Genomic DNA, 22,230 nt, shown 5'->3' with positions numbered 1-22,230 from the left:
CAAGACAGATCAGAACCTAGCAGTCGAGCGGTACTCCGCTGTGAAAACGGAACTCGCTATCCGGCGACTCGATCAGTTCGCACTCAGCCGCCCTCACCCGCTCCACCGTACGAGTCACATCCGCCTCCTCGCCGTACTGATAGGCCAGCTTCAGATAGCCCTGAAAGTGCCGCGCCTCGGACTTCAGCAAACCGCCATAGAACTTGCCCAGCTCTTCATCGAGATGCGGCACCAGGGCCGCAAACCGCTCACAGGAGCGCGCCTCGATAAACGCCCCCACCACCAGGGTATCCACCAGCTTGTGCGGCTCATGGGTGCGCACCAAGGCGCGCAGGCCTGAGGCATAGCGTGCCGCCGAAACCGGGCGCAGGCCGATCTTGCGCCGCTTCATGATGCGCAGCACCTGCTCGTGATGCACCAACTCCTCGCGCGCCAGGCGCGACATGGCGTTGAGCAAATCGACATGGGAGCTGTACTTGGCCATCAGGCTGAGCGCCGTGGAAGCCGCCTTGAACTCGCAGTTCTTGTGATCGATCAGCAGGATCTCCTGATCAGCCAGCGCCGCACGCACCCAGGCATCCGGCGTAACACAGCCGAGAAAGTCATGAATCTCGGGAAAAATCATGGCGCAACGCCCTCCACCACCACGCCAGCGAATGGCCAGGCAGAAATCAGGTCAACAGGAAGGATTGGTTTTTCAGTCATCACCGGCAATTCCACTACGCAAGCCTGCAACTCTGGCAGGCTTGCCAAGGGCGCGCCATTATACGAGCGGCGGCGCCCAGAGCCAGCGATGTCGTGACGCGGGTCAAGACCGCAGGCGCATCACGCGACTATAGTGACGTCAGAGATAAGCATTCATGTTCAGGGAGACGCTCATGCAAGCTATTCGCAGCATTCTGGTAGTCATGGATCCACAACAGGCCGAGTGCCTGGCACTGAAACGCGCCAAACTGATTGCCGGGGTCACGCAATCCCACCTGCACCTGCTGATCTGCGACAAGAAGCAGGAGCATGCAGCCCATCTCGAAAACATCCAGGCCAGCCTGCTCAAGGAAGGCTACAGCGTCAGCAGCCAGCAGGCCTGGCACGAAAACAGCTACCAGACCATCATCACCGTGCAGCAGGCCGAAGGCTGCGGCCTGGTGATCAAGCAGCACTTCCCGGACAACCCGCTGAAAAAAGCCATCCTCACCCCGGACGACTGGAAACTGCTGCGCTACTGCCCCGGCCCGGTACTGATGGTCAAGACCGACACTCCCTGGACCGGCGGCATCATCCTCGCCGCAGTGGACGTGGGCAACAGCGATGCCGCACACCGCACCCTGCATTCGGGCATTGTCAGCCACGGCTACGACATCGCCACCCTGGCCAAAGGTACGCTGCATGTGATCAGCGCACACCCCTCGCCCATGCTCTCGGCCGCCGACCCGACCTTCCAGCTCAAGGAAACCATCGAAGCGCGCTACCGCGAGCAGTGCAAGGCCTTCCAGGCCGAGTTCGACGTGAGCAATGACCGCCTGCATGTCGAGGAAGGCCCAGCCGACGTACTGATCCCCTACACCGCCGAGAAGCTCAAGGCAGTGGTCACAGTGATCGGCACCGTGGCGCGCACCGGCCTATCGGGCGCCCTGATCGGCAATACTGCGGAAGTGGTGCTGGATACCCTGGAAAGCGATGTGCTGGTACTCAAGCCGGACGAAATCATCGCCCACCTGGAAGAGCTGGTCGCCCAGCACTAGGAGCCAGCTCAAAGACTGCTGTGACAAAAAAGCCGCCCTCGGGCGGCTTTTTCATGCAATCGGATCGATCAGACGCGGATTTCCATGCCTTCGAGGAGAAACCTGGGGGCGATGTAGCGCTCGTAATGCGCCTCGGAAAGCAGAAAGAACTCCCGATCGATGGCCTCGCGCAGCTCTGGCAGCGCCCAGTCACGAAATTCCGGCATCAGCACCACGCCATAGGCATCCAGCCGGTTGATCACCCGCGAGCCCCGGGCAATCAGCTGATAGGCCCAGCAGTAGACCGACTGATCCGGAACGAAGCGCACCTGATGCTGTTCCAGCTGCGCGCGCAGGCGCTGGGGATCGAAAACCTCCAGCTTGCCCTGCATCACCTGCACCAGAAGGATCTCCAGGCGGCGCCAGACGGCGCGTTTCTCATCCTCGGCGTACAGGTTCCAGTTCACCACCTCATGATGGAAGCGCTTGCAGCCGCGGCACACGAGGTCACCGTAAACCGTGGAACAGAGGCCGACGCAGGGCGTCTTGATGCGCTGATTGGACATGACGAGTAGAGTTGGACGCTGAAACAGGCAGGTCATATTAGCCGCTTAGCCTGAGTGGGTCACCCTGACCGGCCAGACGTTTATCGACTTGTGCAGCCAGACCTTGGTCGCAGGTCAGCAGGCCAGTCGCATCGGGCTTTGCGCTTAACTTTAACGTCTTGTTCCAGTAGAATCGGACCGCCATTTTAGGCGTCGATGTCCGTCAGAAGCTGTTTTCAAAGCGTCACGAGCACAGTTAATCCGCCAGGAACGACGTTGGCGCCAGGTTTGCGAGCCCTCCTCACGACCTGCGCCAGCCCTCATCGCCCTTGTTCCTGCGGCGTAAAACTTTGAAAACAGCTTCTTGTATGAGGCTATCGACACACCGGCCAAGGCGCTCAAAAAGCGCTGAAGCGCAGTGTGCGATGGTTTTCTGGATGAGCGTTGCGAGCCACCTCGCAACCACTGATGAGGGTAAAAACTGTGCTTGAAGCCTATCGCAACCACGTAGCAGAGCGTGCCGCTCAGGGTATCGTGCCCCAGCCGCTAAACGCCGAACAAACCGCAGGCCTGGTCGAGCTGCTGAAGAATCCTCCGGCCGGCGAAGAAGCCTTCCTGGTCGACCTGATCACCAACCGCGTACCTGCTGGCGTGGACGAAGCTGCCTACGTCAAGGCCGGTTTCCTCTCTGCCCTGGCCAAGGGCGAAGTCAGCTCCCCGCTGCTGAGCAAGACCCGCGCCGTCGAGCTGCTGGGCACTATGCAAGGTGGCTACAACATCACCACCATGGTTGAGCTGCTGGACGACGCCGAGCTGTCCGCCGTTGCCGCCGAGCAACTGAAGCACACCCTGCTGATGTTCGACGCCTTCCACGACGTCGCCGAAAAAGCCAAGGCCGGCAATGCCAACGCCAAAGCCGTGCTGGCCTCCTGGGCCGAAGGCGAGTGGTTCCAGAACCGCCCTGCCGTTCCGGAAAAAGTCACCCTGACCGTGTTCAAGGTCACCGGCGAAACCAACACCGACGACCTGTCGCCGGCTCCGGACGCCTGGTCCCGCCCGGACATCCCGCTGCACGCCCTGGCCATGCTGAAAATGGCCCGCGACGGCATCAACCCGGACGCTCCGGGCACCGTTGGTCCGATCAAGCAGATGGAAGCCCTGAAAGCCAAAGGCTTCCCAGTTGCCTACGTCGGTGACGTGGTCGGTACCGGTTCTTCCCGTAAATCCGCTACCAACTCGGTACTGTGGTTCTTCGGCGACGACATCCCCAACGTGCCGAACAAGCGCGCTGGCGGTTTCTGCTTCGGCACCAAGATCGCTCCGATCTTCTACAACACCATGGAAGACGCCGGTGCCCTGCCGATCGAATTCGATTGCAGCAACCTGGCCATGGGCGACGTCATCGACGTGTACCCGATCAAAGGCGAAGTGCGCCGCCATGGCAGCGACGAGCTGGTCACCAGCTTCCAGCTGAAGACTGACGTACTGCTCGACGAAGTTCGCGCCGGCGGCCGTATTCCGCTGATCGTCGGCCGTGGCCTGACCGAGAAAGCCCGCGCCGAGCTGGGTCTGGCTCCGTCCACCCTGTTCAAGAAGCCGGAATCCCCGGTTGATAGCGGCAAGGGCTTCACCCTGGCGCAGAAGATGGTTGGCCGCGCCTGCGGTCTGGCGGAAGGCAAAGGCGTCCGTCCGGGCACCTACTGCGAACCGAAGATGACCACCGTCGGCTCCCAGGACACCACTGGCCCGATGACCCGCGACGAGCTGAAAGACCTGGCGTGCCTGGGCTTCTCCGCTGACCTGGTGATGCAGTCCTTCTGCCACACCGCGGCCTATCCGAAGCCGATCGACGTCACCACCCACCACACCCTGCCGGACTTCATCATGACCCGCGGCGGCGTGTCCCTGCGTCCGGGCGACGGCATCATCCACAGCTGGCTGAACCGCATGCTGCTGCCGGACACCGTCGGTACCGGTGGCGACTCGCACACCCGCTTCCCGATGGGCATCTCCTTCCCGGCCGGTTCCGGCCTGGTCGCCTTCGCCGCTGCCACCGGTGTGATGCCGCTGGACATGCCGGAGTCGGTACTGGTGCGCTTCAAGGGCAAGCTGCAACCGGGCATTACCCTGCGTGACCTGGTCCATGCCATCCCTTACTACGCAATCAAGGCTGGCCTGCTGACCGTCGAGAAGAAGGGCAAGATCAACGCCTTCTCCGGCCGCATCCTCGAGATCGAAGGTCTGGACGAGCTGACCGTTGAACAGGCTTTCGAGCTGTCCGACGCCTCGGCCGAACGTTCCGCTGCAGGTTGCACCATCAAGCTGCCGGAAAAGGCCATCGCCGAGTACCTGCGCTCCAACATCACCATGCTGCGCTGGATGATCGGCGAAGGTTACGGCGATGCCCGTACCCTGGAACGTCGTGCCAAAGCCATGGAAGCCTGGCTGGCCAACCCGCAACTGCTGGAAGCCGACAAGGACGCCGAATACGCCGAGATCATCGAGATCGACCTGGCCGACGTCAAAGAGCCTGTGCTCTGCGCGCCGAACGACCCGGACGACGCCCGTCTGCTGTCCACCGTCGCCGGTGAGAAGATCGACGAAGTGTTCATCGGTTCGTGCATGACCAACATCGGTCACTTCCGCGCCGCCGGCAAACTGCTGGACAAGGTCAAAGGTGGCCTGCCAACCCGTCTGTGGCTGGCACCGCCAACCAAGATGGACGCCCACCAGCTGACCGAAGAAGGCTACTACGGCATCTACGGCAAGGCTGGCGCACGCATGGAAATGCCGGGCTGCTCGCTGTGCATGGGTAACCAGGCACGCGTACAGACCGGTTCGACCGTGGTTTCCACTTCGACCCGTAACTTCCCGAACCGCCTGGGTGACGCGACCAACGTGTACCTGGCCTCTGCCGAACTGGCAGCGGTGGCCTCGATCACCGGCAAACTGCCGACCGTCGAGGAGTACATGGCGTACGCGGCTGACATCGACAGCATGGCTGCCGACGTTTACCGCTACCTGAGCTTCGATCAGATCGCCGAGTTCCGCGAAGCCGCTGCCAACGCCAAGATCCCTGCTATTCAGGTCTAAGCGTTAGCTGCAATAAAAAGCCCCGCCTGGTGCGGGGCTTTTTTATGTCCGGAATAAAGTGAGTGATGTTGTCGGAGCGAACTAATTCGCGAAACTCGTGACTGAAGCGACTCCGACAGACGCAGGCTTAATTCAAAGGATGTTCGGCTCGATTTCCAGCTCTACGCCAAAACGCGCCAGGATATCCGCCTGGATACGCCGCGCCAGGGCCAGCAACTGCGCGCCGCTGGCTGCGCCATAGTTGACCAGCACCAGCGCCTGCAGGCGATGCACGCCGGCATCACCCTCACGAAAGCCCTTCCAGCCTGCCCGCTCGATCAGCCAGCCGGCCGCCAGTTTGACCTGACCATCAGCCGCCGGGTAGCTGACCAGATCGGCCTGCTCGGTGCGGATCCGCTCGGCCAGCTCAGTAGGTACCAGCGGGTTCTTGAAGAAGCTGCCGGCATTGCCCAGCAGCGCCGGGTCCGGCAGTTTCTCGCTGCGGATGGCGCAGATGGCGCGACTGACATCGCTGGCCGTCGGCTGCTCGATGCCTTCGGCCTGCAGGCGCTGGCGCACCGGGCCGTAATCCAGGTGCAGCGTGGTCTGGCGACTGAGCGCAAAACGCACCCGCAGGATCAGCCAGCGCCCCGGCTGCTGCTTGAACAGGCTGTCACGGTAGGCGAAGGCGCACTCCTCCAGAGCGAACTCGCGCAGCTCGCCAGTCTGGCGATCCAGGGCGGTGAGGCCGGCGAACACATCCTTGATCTCCACGCCGTAGGCACCGATGTTCTGCATCGGCGCCGCACCGACCGTGCCGGGGATCAGGCTGAGGTTTTCCAGGCCGGCCAGGCCCTGCGCCAGGCTCCACTGCACGAAGGGATGCCAGGGCTCACCGGCCTCGGCCTCGACCAGCACACGCTCGCCGTCATCGCTGAGGATGCGCAGGCCGCGACTGGCCATGCGCAGCACCAGGGCCTCGACAGCGCCGGTCAGCAACAGGTTGCTACCGCCGCCGATCACCAGCAGCGGCAGCTCGCGTTGCGCGGCCAGGGTCAGCGCCTCGCGCACCTGCCGGTCATTGCTGGCTTCGGCGAACAGGCGTGCCGGTACATCGACGCCGAAGGTGTTGAAAGGCTTGAGCGAGAGATTTTCATGCAACGACAGGCTCACAGGCGCCCCCTGATTTCATTGAGCAGGGCATCGCTGGCCTGCTCGATCAGGTCGAGCACCTGTTCGAAGCCGTCGTCACCGCCGTAATAAGGGTCCGGCACTTCATCCAGGGCCAGCTGGTAGCGGCGCAGGAACAAGTCCAGCTCGGCCGCCGCAACGCCTGGGCGCAGTGCCTGCAGATGCTTGAGATTGCTGTGGTCCATCGCCAGGATCAGGTCGAAGCGCTGGAAGTCCTCGACCGCCACCTGGCGTGCGCGCAGCGGCGCCAGGTCATAGCCACGGCGCTGCGCCGCCAGCCGAGTGCGCTGGTCCGGCGCCTTGCCGACATGCCAGTCACCGGTGCCGGCGGAGTCCACCTGCACCCGCTCGCCCAGACCGGCCGCCTGCAGGCGCTGACGCAGCACGCCCTCGGCAGTCGGTGAGCGGCAGATGTTGCCCAGGCAGACGAACAGAACCTTCATCAGGCCCCCAGCAAACGGCGTACCCGCTCCAGGTCTTCCGGGGTATCGACCCCGGCCGGCGGTGCTTCCAAGGCATCGGCAACATGGATACGCACGCCGTGCCACAGGGCGCGCAGCTGTTCCAGGCACTCGGTGTCTTCCAGCCAGCACGGGCCCCAGGCCACGAAGTCATGCAGGAAGCCGGCGCGGTAGGCGTAGATGCCGATATGGCGACGATAGGGCACCCCAGCCGGCAGCTCGTCGCGGCTCTTGGCGAAGGCATCGCGGGCCCAGGCCAGCGGCGCACGGCTAAAGGTCAGGGCCAGGCCGCTCTTGTCGCTGACCACCTTGACCACGTTGGGATTGAACAGCGCCTGCACATCCTCGATCGGCTCGGCCAGGGTGGCGATGCCAGCCTGCGGATTGGCGGCCAGGTTGGCAGCCACCTGATCGATGATGCTCGGCGGAATCAGCGGCTCGTCGCCCTGCACGTTGACCACGATGGCATCAGAAGCCAGACCCAGCTGGGTCGCCACTTCGGCCAGACGGTCGGTGCCAGAATTGTGCGCGGCATCAGTCATCAGCACCTCGGCACCAAAGCCCTGGCACACCTCGAAGATGCGTGCATCGTCGGTGGCCACGACCACCCGCGCCGCGCTGCTTTTCTTGGCCTGTTCCCAGACATGCTGGACCATCGGTTTGCCGGCAATGTCCTGCAGCGGCTTGCCCGGCAGGCGGCTGGAGGAGAAACGCGCGGGGATGACAACGATAAAGGCGGCAGTCATTTACTTGTCCAGGCGTTCGTCGACGTTGAGGGTGCGTGCCTCGCTTTCCAGCATCACCGGGATGCCGTCGCGAATCGGGTAGGCCAGACCGGCGCCCTTGCTGATCAGCTCGGTCTTGTCTTCGCTCAGTTGCAGCGGGCCCTTGCAGACCGGGCAGGCCAGGATATCGAGCAGTTTGGGATCCATGGGGATGTCCTTGGAAAGAGTGAAAACAGCAGAAAGAGTCAGCGCTTGAGCGGCACCAGGCGGCTCAGCTCGCCATCCAGCCAGGCGACGAACGCCTCCGACGGCACGGCATCCACCGCCAGGTACCACCAGTCATCGGCGGCAAAGGCCCGGCATTTCACCGCGTCCTTCTCGGTCATCAGCAGCGGCAGTGGCGGGCTGAAGCTCAGCAGCTGCGGGCTGTAACTGGCGTGGTCGGCGAAAGCATGCGCGATTGGCCGCCAGTTTAACGCCTCGAGGGTGTTGAAGAAACGCTGCGGATTGCCGATGCCGGCCACCGCATGCACGGCCTGGCCAGGCGGGAAGTGATCGAGCGCGGCGCGCGCGCCACTGCGCAGGTTGACCAGGGCCGTCGGCTGCAGACGGAAGGCATAACCCTGCGCGCTGTCGGCGCTGGCGCCATTGAACAGCACGGCATCCACCTCAGTCAGGCGTTCGACCGGCTCGCGCAGCGGCCCGGCAGGCAGGCAGCGGCGATTGCCCAGGCCACGGGCGGCGTCGATCAGCACCAGCTCCAGGTCGCGGGCCAGACGGTAGTGCTGCAGACCGTCGTCGCACAGGATCAGGTCCAGCGCTTCCTGCTCCAGCAGCGCCTGCACGGCGCGCGAGCGCTGCGGATCGATCACCAGCGGCACACCGCTGCGCTGCACCAGCAGCAGCGGTTCGTCACCTGCCTCGGCCGCCGAATGCTCGGCGCGTACCCGCCAGGGCAGCTGCGGCGGCTGGGCGCCGTAGCCACGACTGACCACGCCGACGCGCAGGTCACGACGGCGGCAGTGCTCGATCAACCAGAGAATCAGGGGGGTCTTGCCGGTACCGCCGACGGTGATATTGCCGACGACTATGACCGGCACCGGTGCGCGATAGATCTCGCCACGCCCGGCAACGAACGCCTGGCGCTTGCCCTGCACCACCCGCCGGTACAACCACTCCAGCGGGCGCAGCAGGGTCAGCAGCGGATGGCCGCGGTACCAGGCATCGAGCAGGCGGTCGGAGAGCGCCATCAGGGCTTGGCCGCTTCGGCCTCGACCGTGGTGATGCGCAGGTGGGCAAAGCCCAGCTTGCCGGCGGCATCCATGGCAGTGATCACCGCCTGGTGCGGTGTCTGCGCATCGGCGCTGATCACCAGCGGCAGGCTGTTGTCACCCGCGGATTCCTTGCCCAGGGCCGCCATCAGGCTTTCCAGGTCGCTTTTCAGCAGGGCCTGGCCATTCAGCGAGTAGCTGCCTTCGGCACTGATCAAGACTTCCATCTGCTTCAGTGCGGTTTCTTCCGGCGGCGTGCCGCTGGCCGCTTCCGGCAGATCGACCTTGAGCTGGGTCTCGCGGGTGAAGGTGGTGGTGACCACGAAGAACAGCAGCAGGATGAACACCACGTCGATCAACGAAGCCAGGTTGATCTCGACGTTTTCCCGCGGTTTGCGCCGGAACTTCACGCCTTCTTGCCCTCTTTGCGGGTTTCCGCCTTGGTCGCCACAGCAGGCGCCTCGGTCAGGTCGACCTCACGATCGCCCTGCACCACTTCCACCAGCTTGATCGCTTCCTGTTCCATGCCCACCACCAGCTCGTCGACCCGACGCTGCAGGAAACGGTGGAAGAACAGTGCCGGGATCGCCACCATCAGACCCGCTGCGGTGGTGATCAACGCCTTGGAAATACCGCCGGCCAGCACAGCGGCATTGGCCATATTGGCGCCGATGAAGGCGCTGAAGATATCGATCATGCCCAGTACGGTACCCAGCAGGCCCAGCAACGGCGCGATGCCGGCAATGGTGCCGAGGGCATTGAGGTAGCGCTCCAGCTCATGAATGACCCGGGCCGCAGCTTCCTGAATGCACTCCTTCATGATCTCGCGACCATGCTTGGAGTTGGCCAGGCCGGCGGCGAGGATCTGCCCCAGCGGCGAGTCGGCGCGCAGCTCCTTGAGTTTGTCGTTGTTGAGCTTCTTGTCCTTGATCCAGCGCCACACCTGACCCAGCAGATGGGGTGGGGTGATGCGGCTGGGCCGCAGGGTCCACAGGCGTTCGGCAATGATGCCGGCGGCTGCGATGGAACACAGAATGATCGGCAGCATCATCCAGCCGCCTGCTTTGACCAGTTCCCACACGGTAGTGCATCCCCCTCGGAAAAGTGGCGCCACTCTAGCATAGGGATGTCGCCGAACAGACCTCCCCGGTTCTCATTTTTCCCGCCAGAAGACCCGGCGTTCGCGCCAGCCATAGGGTGCCTCGCGCGCGCCCAGGCGAATACGCAGGGCACCTGTGGCCACGTTGTCGTAGAGCGTGATCCCGCGCGCTCGGTAGCTCGCCACGACCAGCGGATGGGGGTGGCCGAAAGGATTGTTGTTGCCCCGCGACAGCAGCGCCGCAGAGGGTGCTACCGCCTCGATAAACGCCGCCGAGGACGAAGTGCGACTGCCGTGATGGGGAATCTGCAGCCAGTCCGCGCGCAACTCGCGCCCCTCGGCCAACAGCGCACGCTCGGCCGCCATATCGATATCGCCAGTGAGCAGCAGGTTCTCCCCCGCCGCTTCGACCTTGAGTACGCAGGACGCCTGATTACCCTCCGCCGCCTGCGCCCAGCGCCAGGTGGTGAAGCGCACGCCATCCCACAGCCAACTGGCGCCATCCACGCAGGACTCAGCCGCCAGTTGCTGCGGCAACACAGTCGCCTCGCCGCTCAGCACCCGCGCCACCGGCAAGCGTTGCTGCACGGCCAGCGCACCCCCGGCGTGGTCGCTGTCGGCGTGACTGAGCAGCATGACATCCAGCCTGCTAACCCCCAGGGCACGCAGGGATGGCACGACCACCCGCTCGCCCAGGTCAAAATCGCCGTAGCGCGGCCCGGCGTCATACAACAAGGCATGCTCGCGGGTACGCACCAGCACTGCCAGGCCCTGCCCCACATCCAGCTGCCAGACTTGCGCCTGCCCCTGTGCCGGCAGCTGCTGCGGTGGAAACAGCAGCGGCAAGAGCAACGGCAGCCCCAGGATCCGTAACGGCACACCCGCCGGTAACAGAAGCAGGCAGACGCCGAGGCTGACCAGCACCCAGGCCCAGACGGGCAACTGCATGGGCAGCCAGGCCGGCAGCGCCGCGGCCAACAGTCCCAGCAGCTGGAACAACAGTTCGAGCAGGCCACCGGCCAGCCACAACAGCCCCTCGCCCACCCCAGGCACTGGCAACAACAGGGTGCCCAGCAAAGCCAGCGGCACCACCAGAAAGCTCACCCAGGGCACCGCGAACAGGTTGGCCAATGGCCCGCTGGCACTGATCGGCAGGCTCAGAGCAAGAAACAGCGGCAACAGGCCGAGGGCTAGCGTCCACTGCGCGCGCCACCACACCAGCCACCAGGGCCAGGCGCCGAGGCGCCCGCTGAAGACCAGGGCCAACAGTGCCACCGCGCCGAACGACAACCAGAAACCCGCCTGCAGCACCGCCAACGGCTCGATCAGCAGCACGGCGATCCAGGCCAGCAGCAATGGCGTCCACACGCCCAGATGACGAAAGCGCAAGCGCCAGAGCAGCACCACTGCGATCATCACGCAGGCCCGCCGCACCGGCACCTCGAAGCCCGCCAGCAGGCCATAAGCCAGGGCGCCGACAAAGGCCAAGGTGCAAGCCGCCGGCAACCAGGGCAGGCAGCGCGGCCAAAAGCCAAGGCGTGCCAAACCGGCGACCAGGCCATAGAGCAAGGCCGCCAGCAACGCCACATGCTGGCCGGAGATCACCAACAGGTGCACGGTGCCGGTGTCCTGCAGCAGACGCCAGTCCGCCAGCGTCAGACCCGAGTCATCGCCCAGCACCAGGGCAGCCAGCGCCCCGGCCCGCCCCTGGGCATCGACATGCAGCAGACGCTGACGCAGCCTATCGCGCCAGGCAGTCATGCCGCTCGCCGGAGCCAGCAACTCACCCTGTTTGACCGTGCCCGTCGCACCGATCCGCTGCGCCAGCAGCCAGGCTTCGTAGTCGAAGCCCTGTGGATTGACCAGCCCCTGCGGGCGTTTGAGACGCACCGCCAGACGCCAGCGCTCGCCGGCCTGCAGTGTGGGGCCGTCATACCAGGCCAGGCGCAGCTTGTCCGGCAAGGCATGGCGCCGCGCCACCGCATCAACGAGATGGAAGCGCACCACACCCGCGCGCTGCTCCGGCAGGCCGACCACCTGCCCTTCCAGCCACAGGGTTTGCCCATCCAGTTCGGCAGGCAGACGCTCGCCCAGCGCCCACTGTGCAGAAACGCAGGCCCAGCCCAAACCGAAGAGGAACAAAGCCAGCGGATAGCTGCGATAGGGCAACAGCATCAGCCCGACCGGCAGCACCAGCCATAGCAGCCAGGTCGGCGGCAACGCCGGCAATACGGTCAGGCTGGCCAATCCGGCGGCCAGCGCCAACATCCCTGTGCGCATTCCGTTCTCCCAGTGGGCGCCACCATCCTGGGGCACCGCTTATCTCGCGTTACCGGCCTGTCACAAGCCAGTCACCGACAATCGGTGCATAATAGCCGCGCTTCAGCCACCCGAGAGTTTTCATGCCGCGTCGTTTATTCAAGCGCTACATGCCCGATCCGGAGAGCATCCGGACCAACAAATCACTGCGCTTCCTCGGCGCCCTGCTGCACGACCCCAACCTCTGGCACCTCAACCGTCATTCGGTGGCGCGGGCCATGGCCGTTGGTTTGTTCTGTGCTTTTGTGCCACTGCCCATGCAGATGCTGATTGCTGCCAGCTTTGCCGTACCGCTGCGGGCCAACCTGCCAATCTCCGTGGGTCTGGTCTGGCTGACCAACCCGATCACCATGCCGCCGGTGTTCTACTGCACCTACAAGCTGGGGGCCTGGATCATGGGTATTCCGCCGATGCTGCTGCCCGACGAACTGACCTGGGCGTGGATCACCGGGGAACTGGCCCTACTCTGGCAGCCATTCCTGCTTGGCTCGCTGATTGCCGGGCTGACCTTTGCCGTACTGGCCTACAACCTGACCATGCTCTACTGGCGCTGGTGGGTACGGCACAACTGGCGCAAGCGCCAGGAACGGCGCCTGCAACAGGCCACGCCAGAATAAAAAAACGCCGCTGATAGCGGCGTTTTCTATGGCTCACATCTGCACTTCAATCGTAACGCAGCGCTTCCGCCGGTTGGGTGCGGGAAGCGCGCCAGGCCGGGTACAGGGTGGCCAGGAAGCTCATCAGCAACGCCGCACCACAGATCAGCAGGACATCACCGGCCTGCAGATCGGAGGGCAGATTGTTGATGTAGTAAACATCCGAACTGAGGATATGGGTGCCACTGACCCGCTCCAGCCAAGCCACCCAGCCACTCACGTTGAGGGCGACAACCACCCCCAGCACACCGCCAATCAGCGTGCCGATGCTGCCAATCACCGTGCCCTGAACCATGAAGGTGCTCATGATCTGCCACGGCGTGGCGCCGAGGGTGCGCAGGATGGCGATATCGGATCGCTTGTCGGCCACCACCATGACCAGGGTGGCGATGATATTGAACGCGGCGACCGCGATGATCAGCAGCAGGAGCAGACCGATCATGGTCTTCTCCATCTTCATCGCACTGAACAGGCTGCCCTGGGTGTGGGTCCAGTCATTGGCCTTGTAGCCCGTGCCCAGGCTGGCGGCGATGGCAGCGGAAACCTGCGGCGCCTGGTACAGGTCCTTGAGCGCGACACGCACGCTCTGCACCTGTTGCGGGGCGAAGCGCTGGATGCTCGAGGCATCGGCGATGCTGATCAGCGCCAGGCTGCCATCCAGCTCGGCGCCCACCTTGAACACGCCGACCACATTAAGGCGCTGCATGCGCGGCGTGATGCCACCGGCCGCACTGCTCACTTCGGGCACGATCAGGGTCAGTTTGTCACCGACATTGAGGCGGAAGCGCCGCGCCGTCACCTCGCCGATGATCACGCCGAACTCGCCGGGACGCAGGTCGTCCAGGCGCCCCTGGACCATATGCTGGCCGATGATCGAGACCTGCTGTTCCTGGGCCGGATCGACGCCGTTGATCTGGATCGGCTGCATGATGCCGCGGTAGGAGAACATCCCCTCCAGCTCGGCAAAAGGCGCCGCACCGGTAACCTGCGGGTTGCGCTTGGCCACCTCGGCCACGGCATTCCAGTCAGCCAGCGGCTGCTCGGCGCTGAGGGTGGCGTGCGGCACCATACCGAGGATGCGCGTGCTCATTTCCTTCTGGAAACCGTTCATCACCGAGAGTACGACTATCATCGCCAGCACGCCGAGACCGAGACCGATCATCGAGGTCAGCGAGATGAAGGAGATGTAGTGATTGCGCCGCTTGGCGCGGGTGTAACGGGTACCGATGAAGAGTGCGATAGGCCGGAACATATCAGGCGGCCACCAGCTTACCGTCTTCCAGACGCAGCACCCGGTCCATCTGCTGGGCCAGCTGCAGGTCGTGGGTCACCACCAGGAAGGCGGTCTGCGACGAGGCGCTGAGTTCGCGCATCAGCTCCTGGATGCCGTGGGCGGTGTGCTGGTCGAGGTTGCCAGTAGGCTCGTCGAGCAAAACCAGCGCCGGACGATTGACCAGGGCACGGGCGATCGCCACGCGCTGACGCTCGCCACCGGACAGCTCGGCCGGCTTGTGGCTCAGGCGATGGCCCAGGCCGACCCGCTCCAGCAGCGCCGTGGCGCGCTGACGGGCCTCGGCGATCGGCGTCTTGCCAATCAGCAGCGGCATGCACACGTTCTCCAGCGCAGTGAACTCCGGCAGCAGATGGTGGAACTGATAGACGAAGCCCAGCGCCCGGTTGCGCAGCAGGCCGCGCGCCTTCTCGTTCAGCGCGGACAGCTCCTCGCCTGCCAGCCAGACGCTGCCCTGGCTCGGGGTATCCAGACCGCCAAGCATGTTCAGCAGGGTGCTTTTGCCAGAACCGGAACTGCCGACGATGGCCACGCGCTCCCCCGGCAACAGCTCCAGCGCAACGTTGGTCAGCACGTCGACCGTCTGCGGCCCTTCCTCATAACTCTTGCCCAGGTTGCGGCAACTCAGGACTGCCTTATCACTCATAACGCAAAGCCTCCGCGGGCTGGGTGCGCGCCGCACGCCGAGCCGGGTAAAGGGTGGCAAAGAAACTCAGAAGCAACGCCGCGGCGCACACCAGCACCACGTCCTCGACCTGCACCTGCGAGGGCAGATAGTCGATGAAATACACCTCGGCATTGAGGAACTGCATGCCCAGCACGCCCTCCAGCCACTTGATCGCCGCACTGACATTGAGCGCGGCGAGCACACCCAGTACACCACCGACCAGGGTGCCGACCACGCCGATCACGGTGCCCTGCACCATGAAGGTCAGCATGATCTGCCGCGGCGTGGCGCCAAGGGTGCGCAGAATGGCGATATCCGACTGTTTGTCGGTGACCACCATGACCAGGGTGGAGACGATGTTGAAGGCAGCGACCGCAACGATCAGCAACAGCAGCAGGCCGATCATGGCCTTCTCCATGCGAATCGCCTGATACAGATTGCCGTGGGTTGCGGTCCAGTCGCGCGCATAGAAGTTCTCCTCGCGCAGGGACTGGGACAACTCCCAGGCCACCCGCGGCGCCTCGAACAGGTCGCGCAGCTTGAGACGGATGCCCTGCACCTCGCCCGGCTTCAAGCGCAGCAGGCGACCGGCATCCTGGACATGCGCCATGGCCACATGGCCATCGATCTCACCGGCGCCGACATGGAAGATGCCGACCACGGTGAAGCGTTTCATGCGTGGGAACATGCCGGCCGGAGTGACCGCGACCTCGGGGGCAACGAAAGTGACCTTGTCGCCAAGCGCCAGACCGAGCTTCTTCGCCGCCAGATCACCAATGGTGATGCCGAACTCACCGGGTTTCAGGGCTGCCAGCGAGCCTTGGTCTTTGAGGAAGAAGTTGCCGATGATCGAGACCTTGTGCTCTTCGCGCGGGTCAATGGCGTTGATCAGTACCTTCTGCACCTGCCCCTTATTGGTCAGCAGGCCTTGCATCTGGGTGAAGGGCGCCGTCGCCAGCACCTGCGGGTTCTCGGCCACCTGGGTGGCGATCCGCTGCCAGTCCGGCAGGGGCTGGCCGCTCTCGAGCGTGGCATGCGGCACCATGCCCAGCACGCGGTCACGCATCTCGCGGTCGAAGCCATTCATCACCGACAGCACGACGATCATCACCAGTACGCCCAGGGCGAGACCAATGATTGAAGTGAGGGAGATGAAGGAAACAAAAAGATTACGACGTTTGGCCCGCGTGTAACGCAAGCCGATAAAGAACGGCAAGGGTCTGAACATGTATGGGTTCGCTGGCGAAAGAAGGAACGTCCTTGTGGCGGGGCTTGGCGAGCAGCTTTACACTCAGACCACCACTGCTGCCATGGGTTCGCCATGTCGTATCAAGACGCTGATGATCGCCGCGAATACTACCGTATCGATGACACGATCGCACTGGATTTCAGCCTGCTGTCCGGGCCTGCAGCGCAGGCCACCGATACCCTGCATGACCCGTCACCGCTGTTCAATCTGCTCAGCGATCTGCACCTGATGGACTTCGAATCGCAGCACCTGCTGCGGCATATCAGCGAACGCGATCGCACCCTGGCCAACTACCTGAAAGTGATGAACAAGCGCATCGACCTGCTCGGCCAGGCCCTGGCACAGAGTCTGCTGCGCGATATCGGCGCGCCCCGGCAGGTTTCGCTGTCGGAAGGTGGGCTGAGTTTTCTGCACCCGCAGGCCGTCGCAGCGGGCAGCCACCTGGCGATCAAGATGGTGCTGATGCCGCAAGCCCTCGGCCTGCTGCTGCGAGCCCAGGTCATGCATTGCCGGACCCGCGACGATGGTCAGTTCGAAATCGGCACCGAGTTCGAGGCCCTGACCGATGCCCAGCGCCAGCTGCTGGCCCGGCACATTCTGCAGAAACAGGCGCAACAGCGCCGCCTGGCCCGCGAGCTGCCCCGATGAGGCCACACCTGCTCCGCCTCATTGGTCTGTTTACCTTCAGTCTGGCTTTGCCAGCCGCCGCCGAAACCATTGAAATCCCGCTTGGCCAGCAAGGCCCGAGCGCTATCGAACTGCCCCAGCGTGGCCAGTCGCAGCGCGCGGTACTGGAGCGTTTCGGCCTGGCTGACGAGGAGCACGCGCCAGTCGGCCAACCGCCGATCACACGCTGGGACTACCGCGAGTTCAGCGTGTATTTCGAATACGATCACGTGGTCAACAGCGTGACTCATCACCAGCCCCGCCATCCCCTTCCCAAGGAATAACAGTGACCCTTATCTACGGCCACCGCGGCGCCAAGGGCGAAGCACCGGAAAACACCCTCGCCAGCTTCCAGCGTTGCCTCGGGCACGGGGTGAAACGCTGCGAACTGGACTTGCACCTGTCGCGCGATGGCCAGCTGATGGTGATTCACGACCCGACCCTGAAGCGCACCACCGGCCGCCGCGGCAAGGTGGTCGAGCACGACGCCGCCGAACTGCTCGGCTACGACGCGCGCCAGGGTGGTCCGGGCTGGAAGACCCCCTGCCCGATCCCGACCCTGGAGCAGCTGTTCGAGCAGTGCGACTTCGAGCACTGGCAACTGGAAGTCAAAAGCGCCTCGCGGGTACGTGCAGCACGCACGGTACTGGCGATCCAGGCCCTGGCCGAGCGCTTCGCCATCAGCGAACGCATCACCGTGACCAGCAGCTCGCGCGAAGTGCTGCGGGCACTCAAGCGCCTGGCCCCGGAACTGTCGCGCGGGCTGGTAGCCGAATACAACTGGCTCGACCCGCTCAAGGTCGCGGCCCACCATGGCTGCTCGATGCTCGCGCTGAACTGGACGCTGTGCACCCCGGAGCGCCTGGCCAAGGCACAGAAAGCCGGGTTGCACGTGACCGTATGGACGGTCAACGATGCCGCGCTGATGCGCCGCCTGGCCGACTTCGGCGTGGACAGCATCATCACCGACTTCCCTGGGCTGGCGGTCAATACGCTGAAACGCTAGCCCGGATGCAATCCGGGGCGGAGCCGCCTACCATCCCGGATTGCATCCGGGCTACGGACTGCGCTCGGTATATGTCCCTCTCCCATTTATGGGAGAGGGTTAGGGAGAGGGCGAGTTAGAGGCCCCTCTCCCCCGGCCCCTCTCCCGCAAGCGGGAGAGGGGAGAAAACAGCGCAACAAAAAACCGGCCCTTGGGCCGGTTTTTGTTTATGCGTCACGCCTGGTCAGAAGCTCTCCCGGTTCGGCCAGCGCCACCCGCGGGAATCGCTGAAGGGATCTACCCCGACCGGCTCAGGCCACCGGTCGGAGTCGCTCAAAAAAGCCGGTTGAGACCGTCGAACGCCGCCACCCGATAGGCTTCGGCCATGGTCGGGTAGTTGAAGGTGGTGTTGACGAAGTACTTGATGCTGTTCGCCTCACCCTTCTGGTTCATGATCGCCTGACCGATGTGGACGATCTCCGAGGCCTGATAGCCGAAGCAGTGCACGCCGAGGATTTCCAGGGTTTCGCGGTGGAACAGGATCTTCAGCATACCCACCGGCTCGTGGGAAATCTGCGCCCGCGCCATGCCCTTGAAGAAGGCCTTGCCCACTTCGTAGGGAATCTTGGCCTGGGTCAGCTCCTTCTCGTTCTTGCCGATCGAGCTGATCTCGGGAATGGTGTAGATGCCGGTCGGCACGTCGTCGACGAAGCGCCAGCTGTCATTCTCCACCGCGCTGCCAGCAGCCGAACGGCCCTGGTCATAGGCGGCGCTGGCCAGGCTCGGCCAGCCGATCACGTCGCCAGCGGCGAAGATATTGCTGATTTCGGTACGGTAGAACTGATCCACCTCGATCTGGCCACGGCCGTTGACCTTGATGCCGATGTTCTCCAGGCCCAGCTTGTCGGTGTTACCGGTACGGCCGTTGCACCAGAGGAAGGCGTCGGCCTTGATCTTCTTGCCGGACTTGAGGTGCAGGATCACCCCATGCTCCAGCCCCTCGACCCGCTCGTACTCCTCATTGTGACGAATCAGTACGTTGTTGGTGCGCAGGTGGTAGCTGAGGGCGTCGGAAATCTCGTCATCGAGGAAGCTAAGCAACTGATCGCGGTTGTCGATCAGGTCGACCAGCACACCCAGGCCACTGAAGATCGAGGCGTACTCGGAGCCAATCACCCCGGCGCCGTAGATGATGATGCGGCGCGGCGTGTGGGTGAGGCTGAGGATGGTGTCGCTGTCGTAGATACGCGGGTGATGGAAGTCCACGTCCGCCGGGCGATAGGGGCGCGAGCCGGTGGCGATGACGATCTGCTTGGCGACCAGTTTCTCCACCACGCCACTCGGGCAGACCACTTCAACCGTCTGCTCGTCGGCGAAACTGGCCGTACCGAAAAACACGTCGGTACGGTTGCGCGCGTAATAACCGGTACGCGAGGCGACCTGTTTGGAGATCACCCGCTCGGCGCTTTTCAGCACGTCGGGGAAGGAGAACCAGCGCGGCTCGCCGATCTGGCGGAACAGCGGGTTGGTGTTGTACTGCATGATCTGCCGCACCGAGTGGCGCAGGGCCTTGGACGGGATGGTGCCGAGGTGGGTGCAGTTGCCGCCGACCAGCGGGCGGTTGTCGACCACCGCCACCTTGCGCCCGGCCTTGGCTGCGTTCATTGCCGCGCCTTCACCCGCCGGGCCGGAACCCAACACCACCACATCGTAGTTGTAGACCGCCATGCTTACTCCTTTCAGAACTGCTCAGGGCGCCAGCGGCGCCCTGAAGGTAGCGTGGCACCCCATGGCCACGGCACTCTTGATCAACGACACAGCTTAGCCATGCCGATTTGCGCTGCACATTAGCGCTTGGTCGCGTCGTAGGCGAGCTTTGTATCCACTACATCGTCCGACTTGTCGCGATTCACTTCTTCACACTTCTCGCGGCTGCCGCCACAGATCGAGCACTCTTTCTCGATACCCAGGGCCGCGATGCCGCCACAGGAGCCGGCAATCGGCTTGCGCCCCATGATCACGCCTACGGCCATGCCCAGCACCACCAGCAGCATGACGACAAACACCAGTAACCAGGTCATGGTTTCACTCCTTCGCCAAAACGGCGCTCGAAGGCAGGCGTCGCCCGTGTGGCGAAGCCCTTGTCGGTACGAGTGACGAAGAACGCCGCGATGCCTGCCTGCTCGGCATAGGCAAAGCCGCGCTCCGGCCCCAGTACCATCAATAGAGTAGACAGCCCATCGGCGCGCAAGGTCGATGGATCAACCACGCTCACCGCCGCCAGGCGATGGGTGATCGGCGCGCCCGTCTGCGGATCGAGGGTATGCGAGTAGCGCTGGCCATCACGCTCGAAATAATTGCGGTAATCGCCGGAGGTGGAAACGCCGAGGCCATCCAGGCTCAGCACCTTCTGCGCAACCTGCTGATCATCGCGCGGCGCCTCGATGGCAATGCGCCAGGGCGAGCCATCGGGTTTGTGCCCGGCCGCGCGGATCTCGCCGGTGACATCCAGCAGATAGCTGGACACAGCCCGCTCGGCCAGGCGTGCCGCGACCAGATCGACTGTGTAGCCAGCCGCAATACTGTTGAAGTCCAGGTGTACGGCAGCAGACTTGCACAGCTGCTGCCCCTCGATACGCAGGTGCCGGTGACCCACACTGGCCTGCACCGCAGCAATCTCGTCGGCCGTGGGCACCCGCTCGCCGCGCGACTGCGGGCCGAAACCCCAGAGTTCGAGCAAGGGCGACACAGTCAGATCGAAAGCGCCATCGCTGTCACGGGACAACTGCTCGCCGCTACGCACCAACGCCAGCACCGCATCGGGCATGACGCGGCAGCTGCCGGCCGGTAGGCGATTGAATTCGGAAAGCTCGGAATCACTGCGCCAGGTGGACATCTGCTGGTCGACTTGCGCCAGCAAAGCCTCTACCTCGGCCTTGAGAGCAGCGGGTTCGGGACTCCCCTCACCCGCCAGGTATTTCAGCGAGTAGTGACTGCCCATGGTCGGGCCGCCGAACTCCTCGATCTTCTCGCCACAACCGGCCAGCAGAAAGCTGGCCAGCAGGGCGAACAACGAAGGTTTAACCACCAAAATCGTCCAGCAGAATGTTCTCGCGCTCGACGCCCAGATCCAGCAGCATCTTGATCACCGCGGCGTTCATCATGGGCGGGCCGCACATGTAGAACTCGCAGTCTTCCGGCGCCGGATGCTCCTTCAGGTACTGTTCGAACAGCACGTTGTGGATGAAGCCCTTGAGGCCAGTCCAGTTGTCTTCCGGCTGGGGATCGGACAGCGCCAGATGCCACTGGAAGTTCGGGTTTTCCGCCTGCAGCTTGTCGTATTCCTCGACATAGAAGGCTTCGCGCAGCGAGCGCGCACCGTACCAGAAGCTGATCTTGCGCTTGGAACCGAGGCGCTTGAGCTGGTCGAAGATGTGCGAACGCATTGGCGCCATACCAGCACCGCCACCGATGAAGATCATCTCGGCATCGGTTTCCTTGGCGAAGAATTCGCCGAACGGGCCGTACACGGTGACCTTGTCGCCCGGCTTGAGGTTGAACACCCAAGACGACATCTGGCCTGGTGGCAGATGATCCTTGCCCGGTGGCGGCGAGGCGATACGGATGTTGAACTTGACCAGGCCCTTCTCGTCCGGGTAGTTGGCCATGGAGTAGGCACGGATCACCGTCTCGTCGACCTTGGACACGTACTTCCACTGGTTGAACTTGTCCCAGTCGCCACGGTACTCGGGCTGGATGTCGAAGTCCTTGTAGTGCACCTCGTGCGGCGGACACTCCAGCTGCACGTAGCCACCGGCGCGGAAGTCGACGCTCTCGCCGTCCGGCAGACGCAGGGTCAGTTCCTTGATGAAGGTGGCGACGTTGGGGTTGGACTCCACCGTACATTCCCACTTCTTCACGCCGAACACTTCTTCCGAGACTTCGATGTGCATGTCCTGCTTGACCGGAGTCTGGCACGACAGGCGCCAGCCAGCCTTGGCCTCGCGCTTGGTGAAGTGCGACTCCTCGGTCGGCAGCATTTCGCCACCGCCCGACTCGACCACGCACTTGCACTGGGCACAGGTACCGCCGCCACCACAGGCCGAGGACAGGAACACATTGTTCGCCGCCAGGGTCTGCAACAGCTTGCCGCCGGCCGGAACGGTGATGGTTTTCTCGCCATTGATGACGATGTTGACGTCGCCGCTGGAGACCAGCTTGGCGCGCGCAGCCAGGATGATCACCACCAGTGCCAGGACGATGGCGGTGAACATGCCGATGGCCAGAGAGATTTCAAAACCCATCTGGTTCT

General features: G+C 63.7%; 23 protein-coding genes. 6 read left to right on the top strand and 17 right to left on the bottom strand.

Annotated features, from left to right (window positions below):
- Positions 1 to 16 precede the first annotated feature (16 nt).
- Positions 17 to 625 carry a MiaE family protein gene (locus HNE05_RS08155; protein ID WP_173205408.1) on the bottom strand — a complete coding sequence of 203 codons (609 nt, stop codon included), beginning with the start codon at positions 623 to 625 and terminating at the stop codon, positions 17 to 19.
- Between the two features lie 253 nt (positions 626 to 878).
- On the opposite strand from HNE05_RS08155, the gene HNE05_RS08150 reads away from it, so the two are divergent.
- Entirely contained in the window at positions 879 to 1,742 is an 864-nt protein-coding gene (locus tag HNE05_RS08150; protein WP_173205405.1) for a universal stress protein, read from the top strand.
- A gap of 68 nt (positions 1,743 to 1,810) precedes the next feature.
- Here HNE05_RS08150 and HNE05_RS08145 read toward each other — a convergent pair whose 3' ends face one another.
- Positions 1,811 to 2,287, bottom strand: coding sequence for a DUF1289 domain-containing protein (locus HNE05_RS08145; RefSeq protein ID WP_173205402.1), 477 nt, complete (start codon positions 2,285 to 2,287; stop codon positions 1,811 to 1,813).
- A gap of 462 nt (positions 2,288 to 2,749) precedes the next feature.
- Between HNE05_RS08145 and acnB the strand changes: the two genes are divergently transcribed.
- Positions 2,750 to 5,359 (top strand): bifunctional aconitate hydratase 2/2-methylisocitrate dehydratase, encoded by a 2,610-nt coding sequence (acnB, locus tag HNE05_RS08140; RefSeq protein ID WP_173205399.1) that lies wholly within the window; start codon positions 2,750 to 2,752, stop codon positions 5,357 to 5,359.
- Positions 5,360 to 5,491: 132 nt separating this feature from the next.
- Here acnB and murB read toward each other — a convergent pair whose 3' ends face one another.
- From murB to HNE05_RS08100, 8 genes are all read right to left on the bottom strand, one after another.
- Complete coding sequence (gene murB, locus HNE05_RS08135) at positions 5,492 to 6,511, bottom strand: UDP-N-acetylmuramate dehydrogenase (protein WP_173205394.1); 1,020 nt, start codon at positions 6,509 to 6,511, stop codon at positions 5,492 to 5,494.
- Entirely contained in the window at positions 6,508 to 6,972 is a 465-nt protein-coding gene (locus HNE05_RS08130) for a low molecular weight protein-tyrosine-phosphatase (protein ID WP_173205391.1), read from the bottom strand. The genes murB and HNE05_RS08130 overlap by 4 nt, the downstream gene beginning before the upstream one ends.
- Positions 6,972 to 7,736, bottom strand: coding sequence for a 3-deoxy-manno-octulosonate cytidylyltransferase (gene kdsB, locus HNE05_RS08125; RefSeq protein ID WP_173205388.1), 765 nt, complete (start codon positions 7,734 to 7,736; stop codon positions 6,972 to 6,974). Before kdsB ends, HNE05_RS08130 begins: the two co-directional genes overlap by 1 nt.
- A complete protein-coding gene (locus tag HNE05_RS08120) occupies positions 7,737 to 7,922 on the bottom strand; it encodes a Trm112 family protein (RefSeq protein ID WP_160079593.1) in 186 nt (61 codons plus the stop codon). It lies immediately after the preceding gene.
- 38 nt (positions 7,923 to 7,960) lie between these two features.
- The gene (gene lpxK, locus HNE05_RS08115; protein WP_173205385.1) at positions 7,961 to 8,965 is read right to left on the bottom strand and encodes a tetraacyldisaccharide 4'-kinase; all 1,005 of its coding nucleotides are present in this window, start codon (positions 8,963 to 8,965) and stop codon (positions 7,961 to 7,963) included.
- Positions 8,965 to 9,396, bottom strand: a complete 432-nt coding sequence (locus tag HNE05_RS08110) for an ExbD/TolR family protein (protein ID WP_160495072.1) — start codon at positions 9,394 to 9,396, stop codon at positions 8,965 to 8,967. Before HNE05_RS08110 ends, lpxK begins: the two co-directional genes overlap by 1 nt.
- Complete coding sequence (locus tag HNE05_RS08105) at positions 9,393 to 10,067, bottom strand: MotA/TolQ/ExbB proton channel family protein (protein WP_173205380.1); 675 nt, start codon at positions 10,065 to 10,067, stop codon at positions 9,393 to 9,395. Before HNE05_RS08105 ends, HNE05_RS08110 begins: the two co-directional genes overlap by 4 nt.
- A gap of 72 nt (positions 10,068 to 10,139) precedes the next feature.
- A complete protein-coding gene (locus tag HNE05_RS08100; RefSeq protein ID WP_173205377.1) occupies positions 10,140 to 12,365 on the bottom strand; it encodes a DNA internalization-related competence protein ComEC/Rec2 in 2,226 nt (741 codons plus the stop codon).
- A 122-nt stretch (positions 12,366 to 12,487) separates the two neighbouring features.
- Here HNE05_RS08100 and HNE05_RS08095 point away from each other — a divergent pair, with 122 nt between their 5' ends.
- Positions 12,488 to 13,021, top strand: coding sequence for a DUF2062 domain-containing protein (locus tag HNE05_RS08095; RefSeq protein ID WP_173205373.1), 534 nt, complete (start codon positions 12,488 to 12,490; stop codon positions 13,019 to 13,021).
- A 46-nt stretch (positions 13,022 to 13,067) separates the two neighbouring features.
- On the opposite strand, the gene HNE05_RS08090 is transcribed toward HNE05_RS08095, so the two are convergent.
- Genes HNE05_RS08090 through HNE05_RS08080 form a run of 3 tightly spaced genes read right to left on the bottom strand, consistent with a single transcriptional unit; the run spans position 13,068 to position 16,246 of the window.
- Complete coding sequence (locus tag HNE05_RS08090; RefSeq protein WP_173205370.1) at positions 13,068 to 14,312, bottom strand: lipoprotein-releasing ABC transporter permease subunit; 1,245 nt, start codon at positions 14,310 to 14,312, stop codon at positions 13,068 to 13,070.
- 1 nt (position 14,313) lies between these two features.
- A complete protein-coding gene (gene lolD / locus HNE05_RS08085; RefSeq protein WP_173205367.1) occupies positions 14,314 to 14,997 on the bottom strand; it encodes a lipoprotein-releasing ABC transporter ATP-binding protein LolD in 684 nt (227 codons plus the stop codon).
- On the bottom strand, positions 14,990 to 16,246 hold the full coding sequence (locus tag HNE05_RS08080; protein ID WP_173205364.1) for a lipoprotein-releasing ABC transporter permease subunit: 1,257 nt from the start codon (positions 16,244 to 16,246) through the stop codon (positions 14,990 to 14,992). Before HNE05_RS08080 ends, lolD begins: the two co-directional genes overlap by 8 nt.
- 93 nt (positions 16,247 to 16,339) lie before the next feature.
- Here HNE05_RS08080 and HNE05_RS08075 point away from each other — a divergent pair, with 93 nt between their 5' ends.
- Genes HNE05_RS08075 through HNE05_RS08065 form a run of 3 tightly spaced genes read left to right on the top strand, consistent with a single transcriptional unit; the run spans position 16,340 to position 17,939 of the window.
- On the top strand, positions 16,340 to 16,915 hold the full coding sequence (locus tag HNE05_RS08075) for a PilZ domain-containing protein (RefSeq protein WP_173205361.1): 576 nt from the start codon (positions 16,340 to 16,342) through the stop codon (positions 16,913 to 16,915).
- A complete protein-coding gene (locus tag HNE05_RS08070; protein WP_173205357.1) occupies positions 16,912 to 17,217 on the top strand; it encodes a phosphodiesterase in 306 nt (101 codons plus the stop codon). The genes HNE05_RS08075 and HNE05_RS08070 overlap by 4 nt, the downstream gene beginning before the upstream one ends.
- Positions 17,218 to 17,219: 2 nt before the next feature.
- Positions 17,220 to 17,939, top strand: coding sequence for a glycerophosphodiester phosphodiesterase (locus tag HNE05_RS08065; RefSeq protein WP_173205354.1), 720 nt, complete (start codon positions 17,220 to 17,222; stop codon positions 17,937 to 17,939).
- Positions 17,940 to 18,251: 312 nt separating this feature from the next.
- Here the strand turns inward: HNE05_RS08065 and sthA are convergent, their stop codons facing one another.
- From sthA to nqrF, 4 genes are all read right to left on the bottom strand, one after another.
- Complete coding sequence (sthA, locus tag HNE05_RS08060) at positions 18,252 to 19,646, bottom strand: Si-specific NAD(P)(+) transhydrogenase (protein ID WP_173205351.1); 1,395 nt, start codon at positions 19,644 to 19,646, stop codon at positions 18,252 to 18,254.
- A gap of 119 nt (positions 19,647 to 19,765) precedes the next feature.
- Positions 19,766 to 19,999, bottom strand: a complete 234-nt coding sequence (gene nqrM, locus HNE05_RS08055) for a (Na+)-NQR maturation NqrM (protein WP_173205348.1) — start codon at positions 19,997 to 19,999, stop codon at positions 19,766 to 19,768.
- Positions 19,996 to 21,006 carry an FAD:protein FMN transferase gene (locus HNE05_RS08050; RefSeq protein WP_240008833.1) on the bottom strand — a complete coding sequence of 337 codons (1,011 nt, stop codon included), beginning with the start codon at positions 21,004 to 21,006 and terminating at the stop codon, positions 19,996 to 19,998. The genes nqrM and HNE05_RS08050 overlap by 4 nt, the downstream gene beginning before the upstream one ends.
- Positions 20,999 to 22,222 (bottom strand): NADH:ubiquinone reductase (Na(+)-transporting) subunit F, encoded by a 1,224-nt coding sequence (gene nqrF, locus HNE05_RS08045; protein ID WP_173205346.1) that lies wholly within the window; start codon positions 22,220 to 22,222, stop codon positions 20,999 to 21,001. Before nqrF ends, HNE05_RS08050 begins: the two co-directional genes overlap by 8 nt.
- Positions 22,223 to 22,230: the final 8 nt, after the last annotated feature.

It is taken from the genome of Pseudomonas campi (genome assembly GCF_013200955.2).
Lineage (GTDB): Bacteria > Pseudomonadota > Gammaproteobacteria > Pseudomonadales > Pseudomonadaceae > Aquipseudomonas > Aquipseudomonas campi.
The sequence above is the reverse complement of the archived record's forward strand: the minus strand, read 5'-3'. Positions and strand labels throughout refer to the sequence as shown.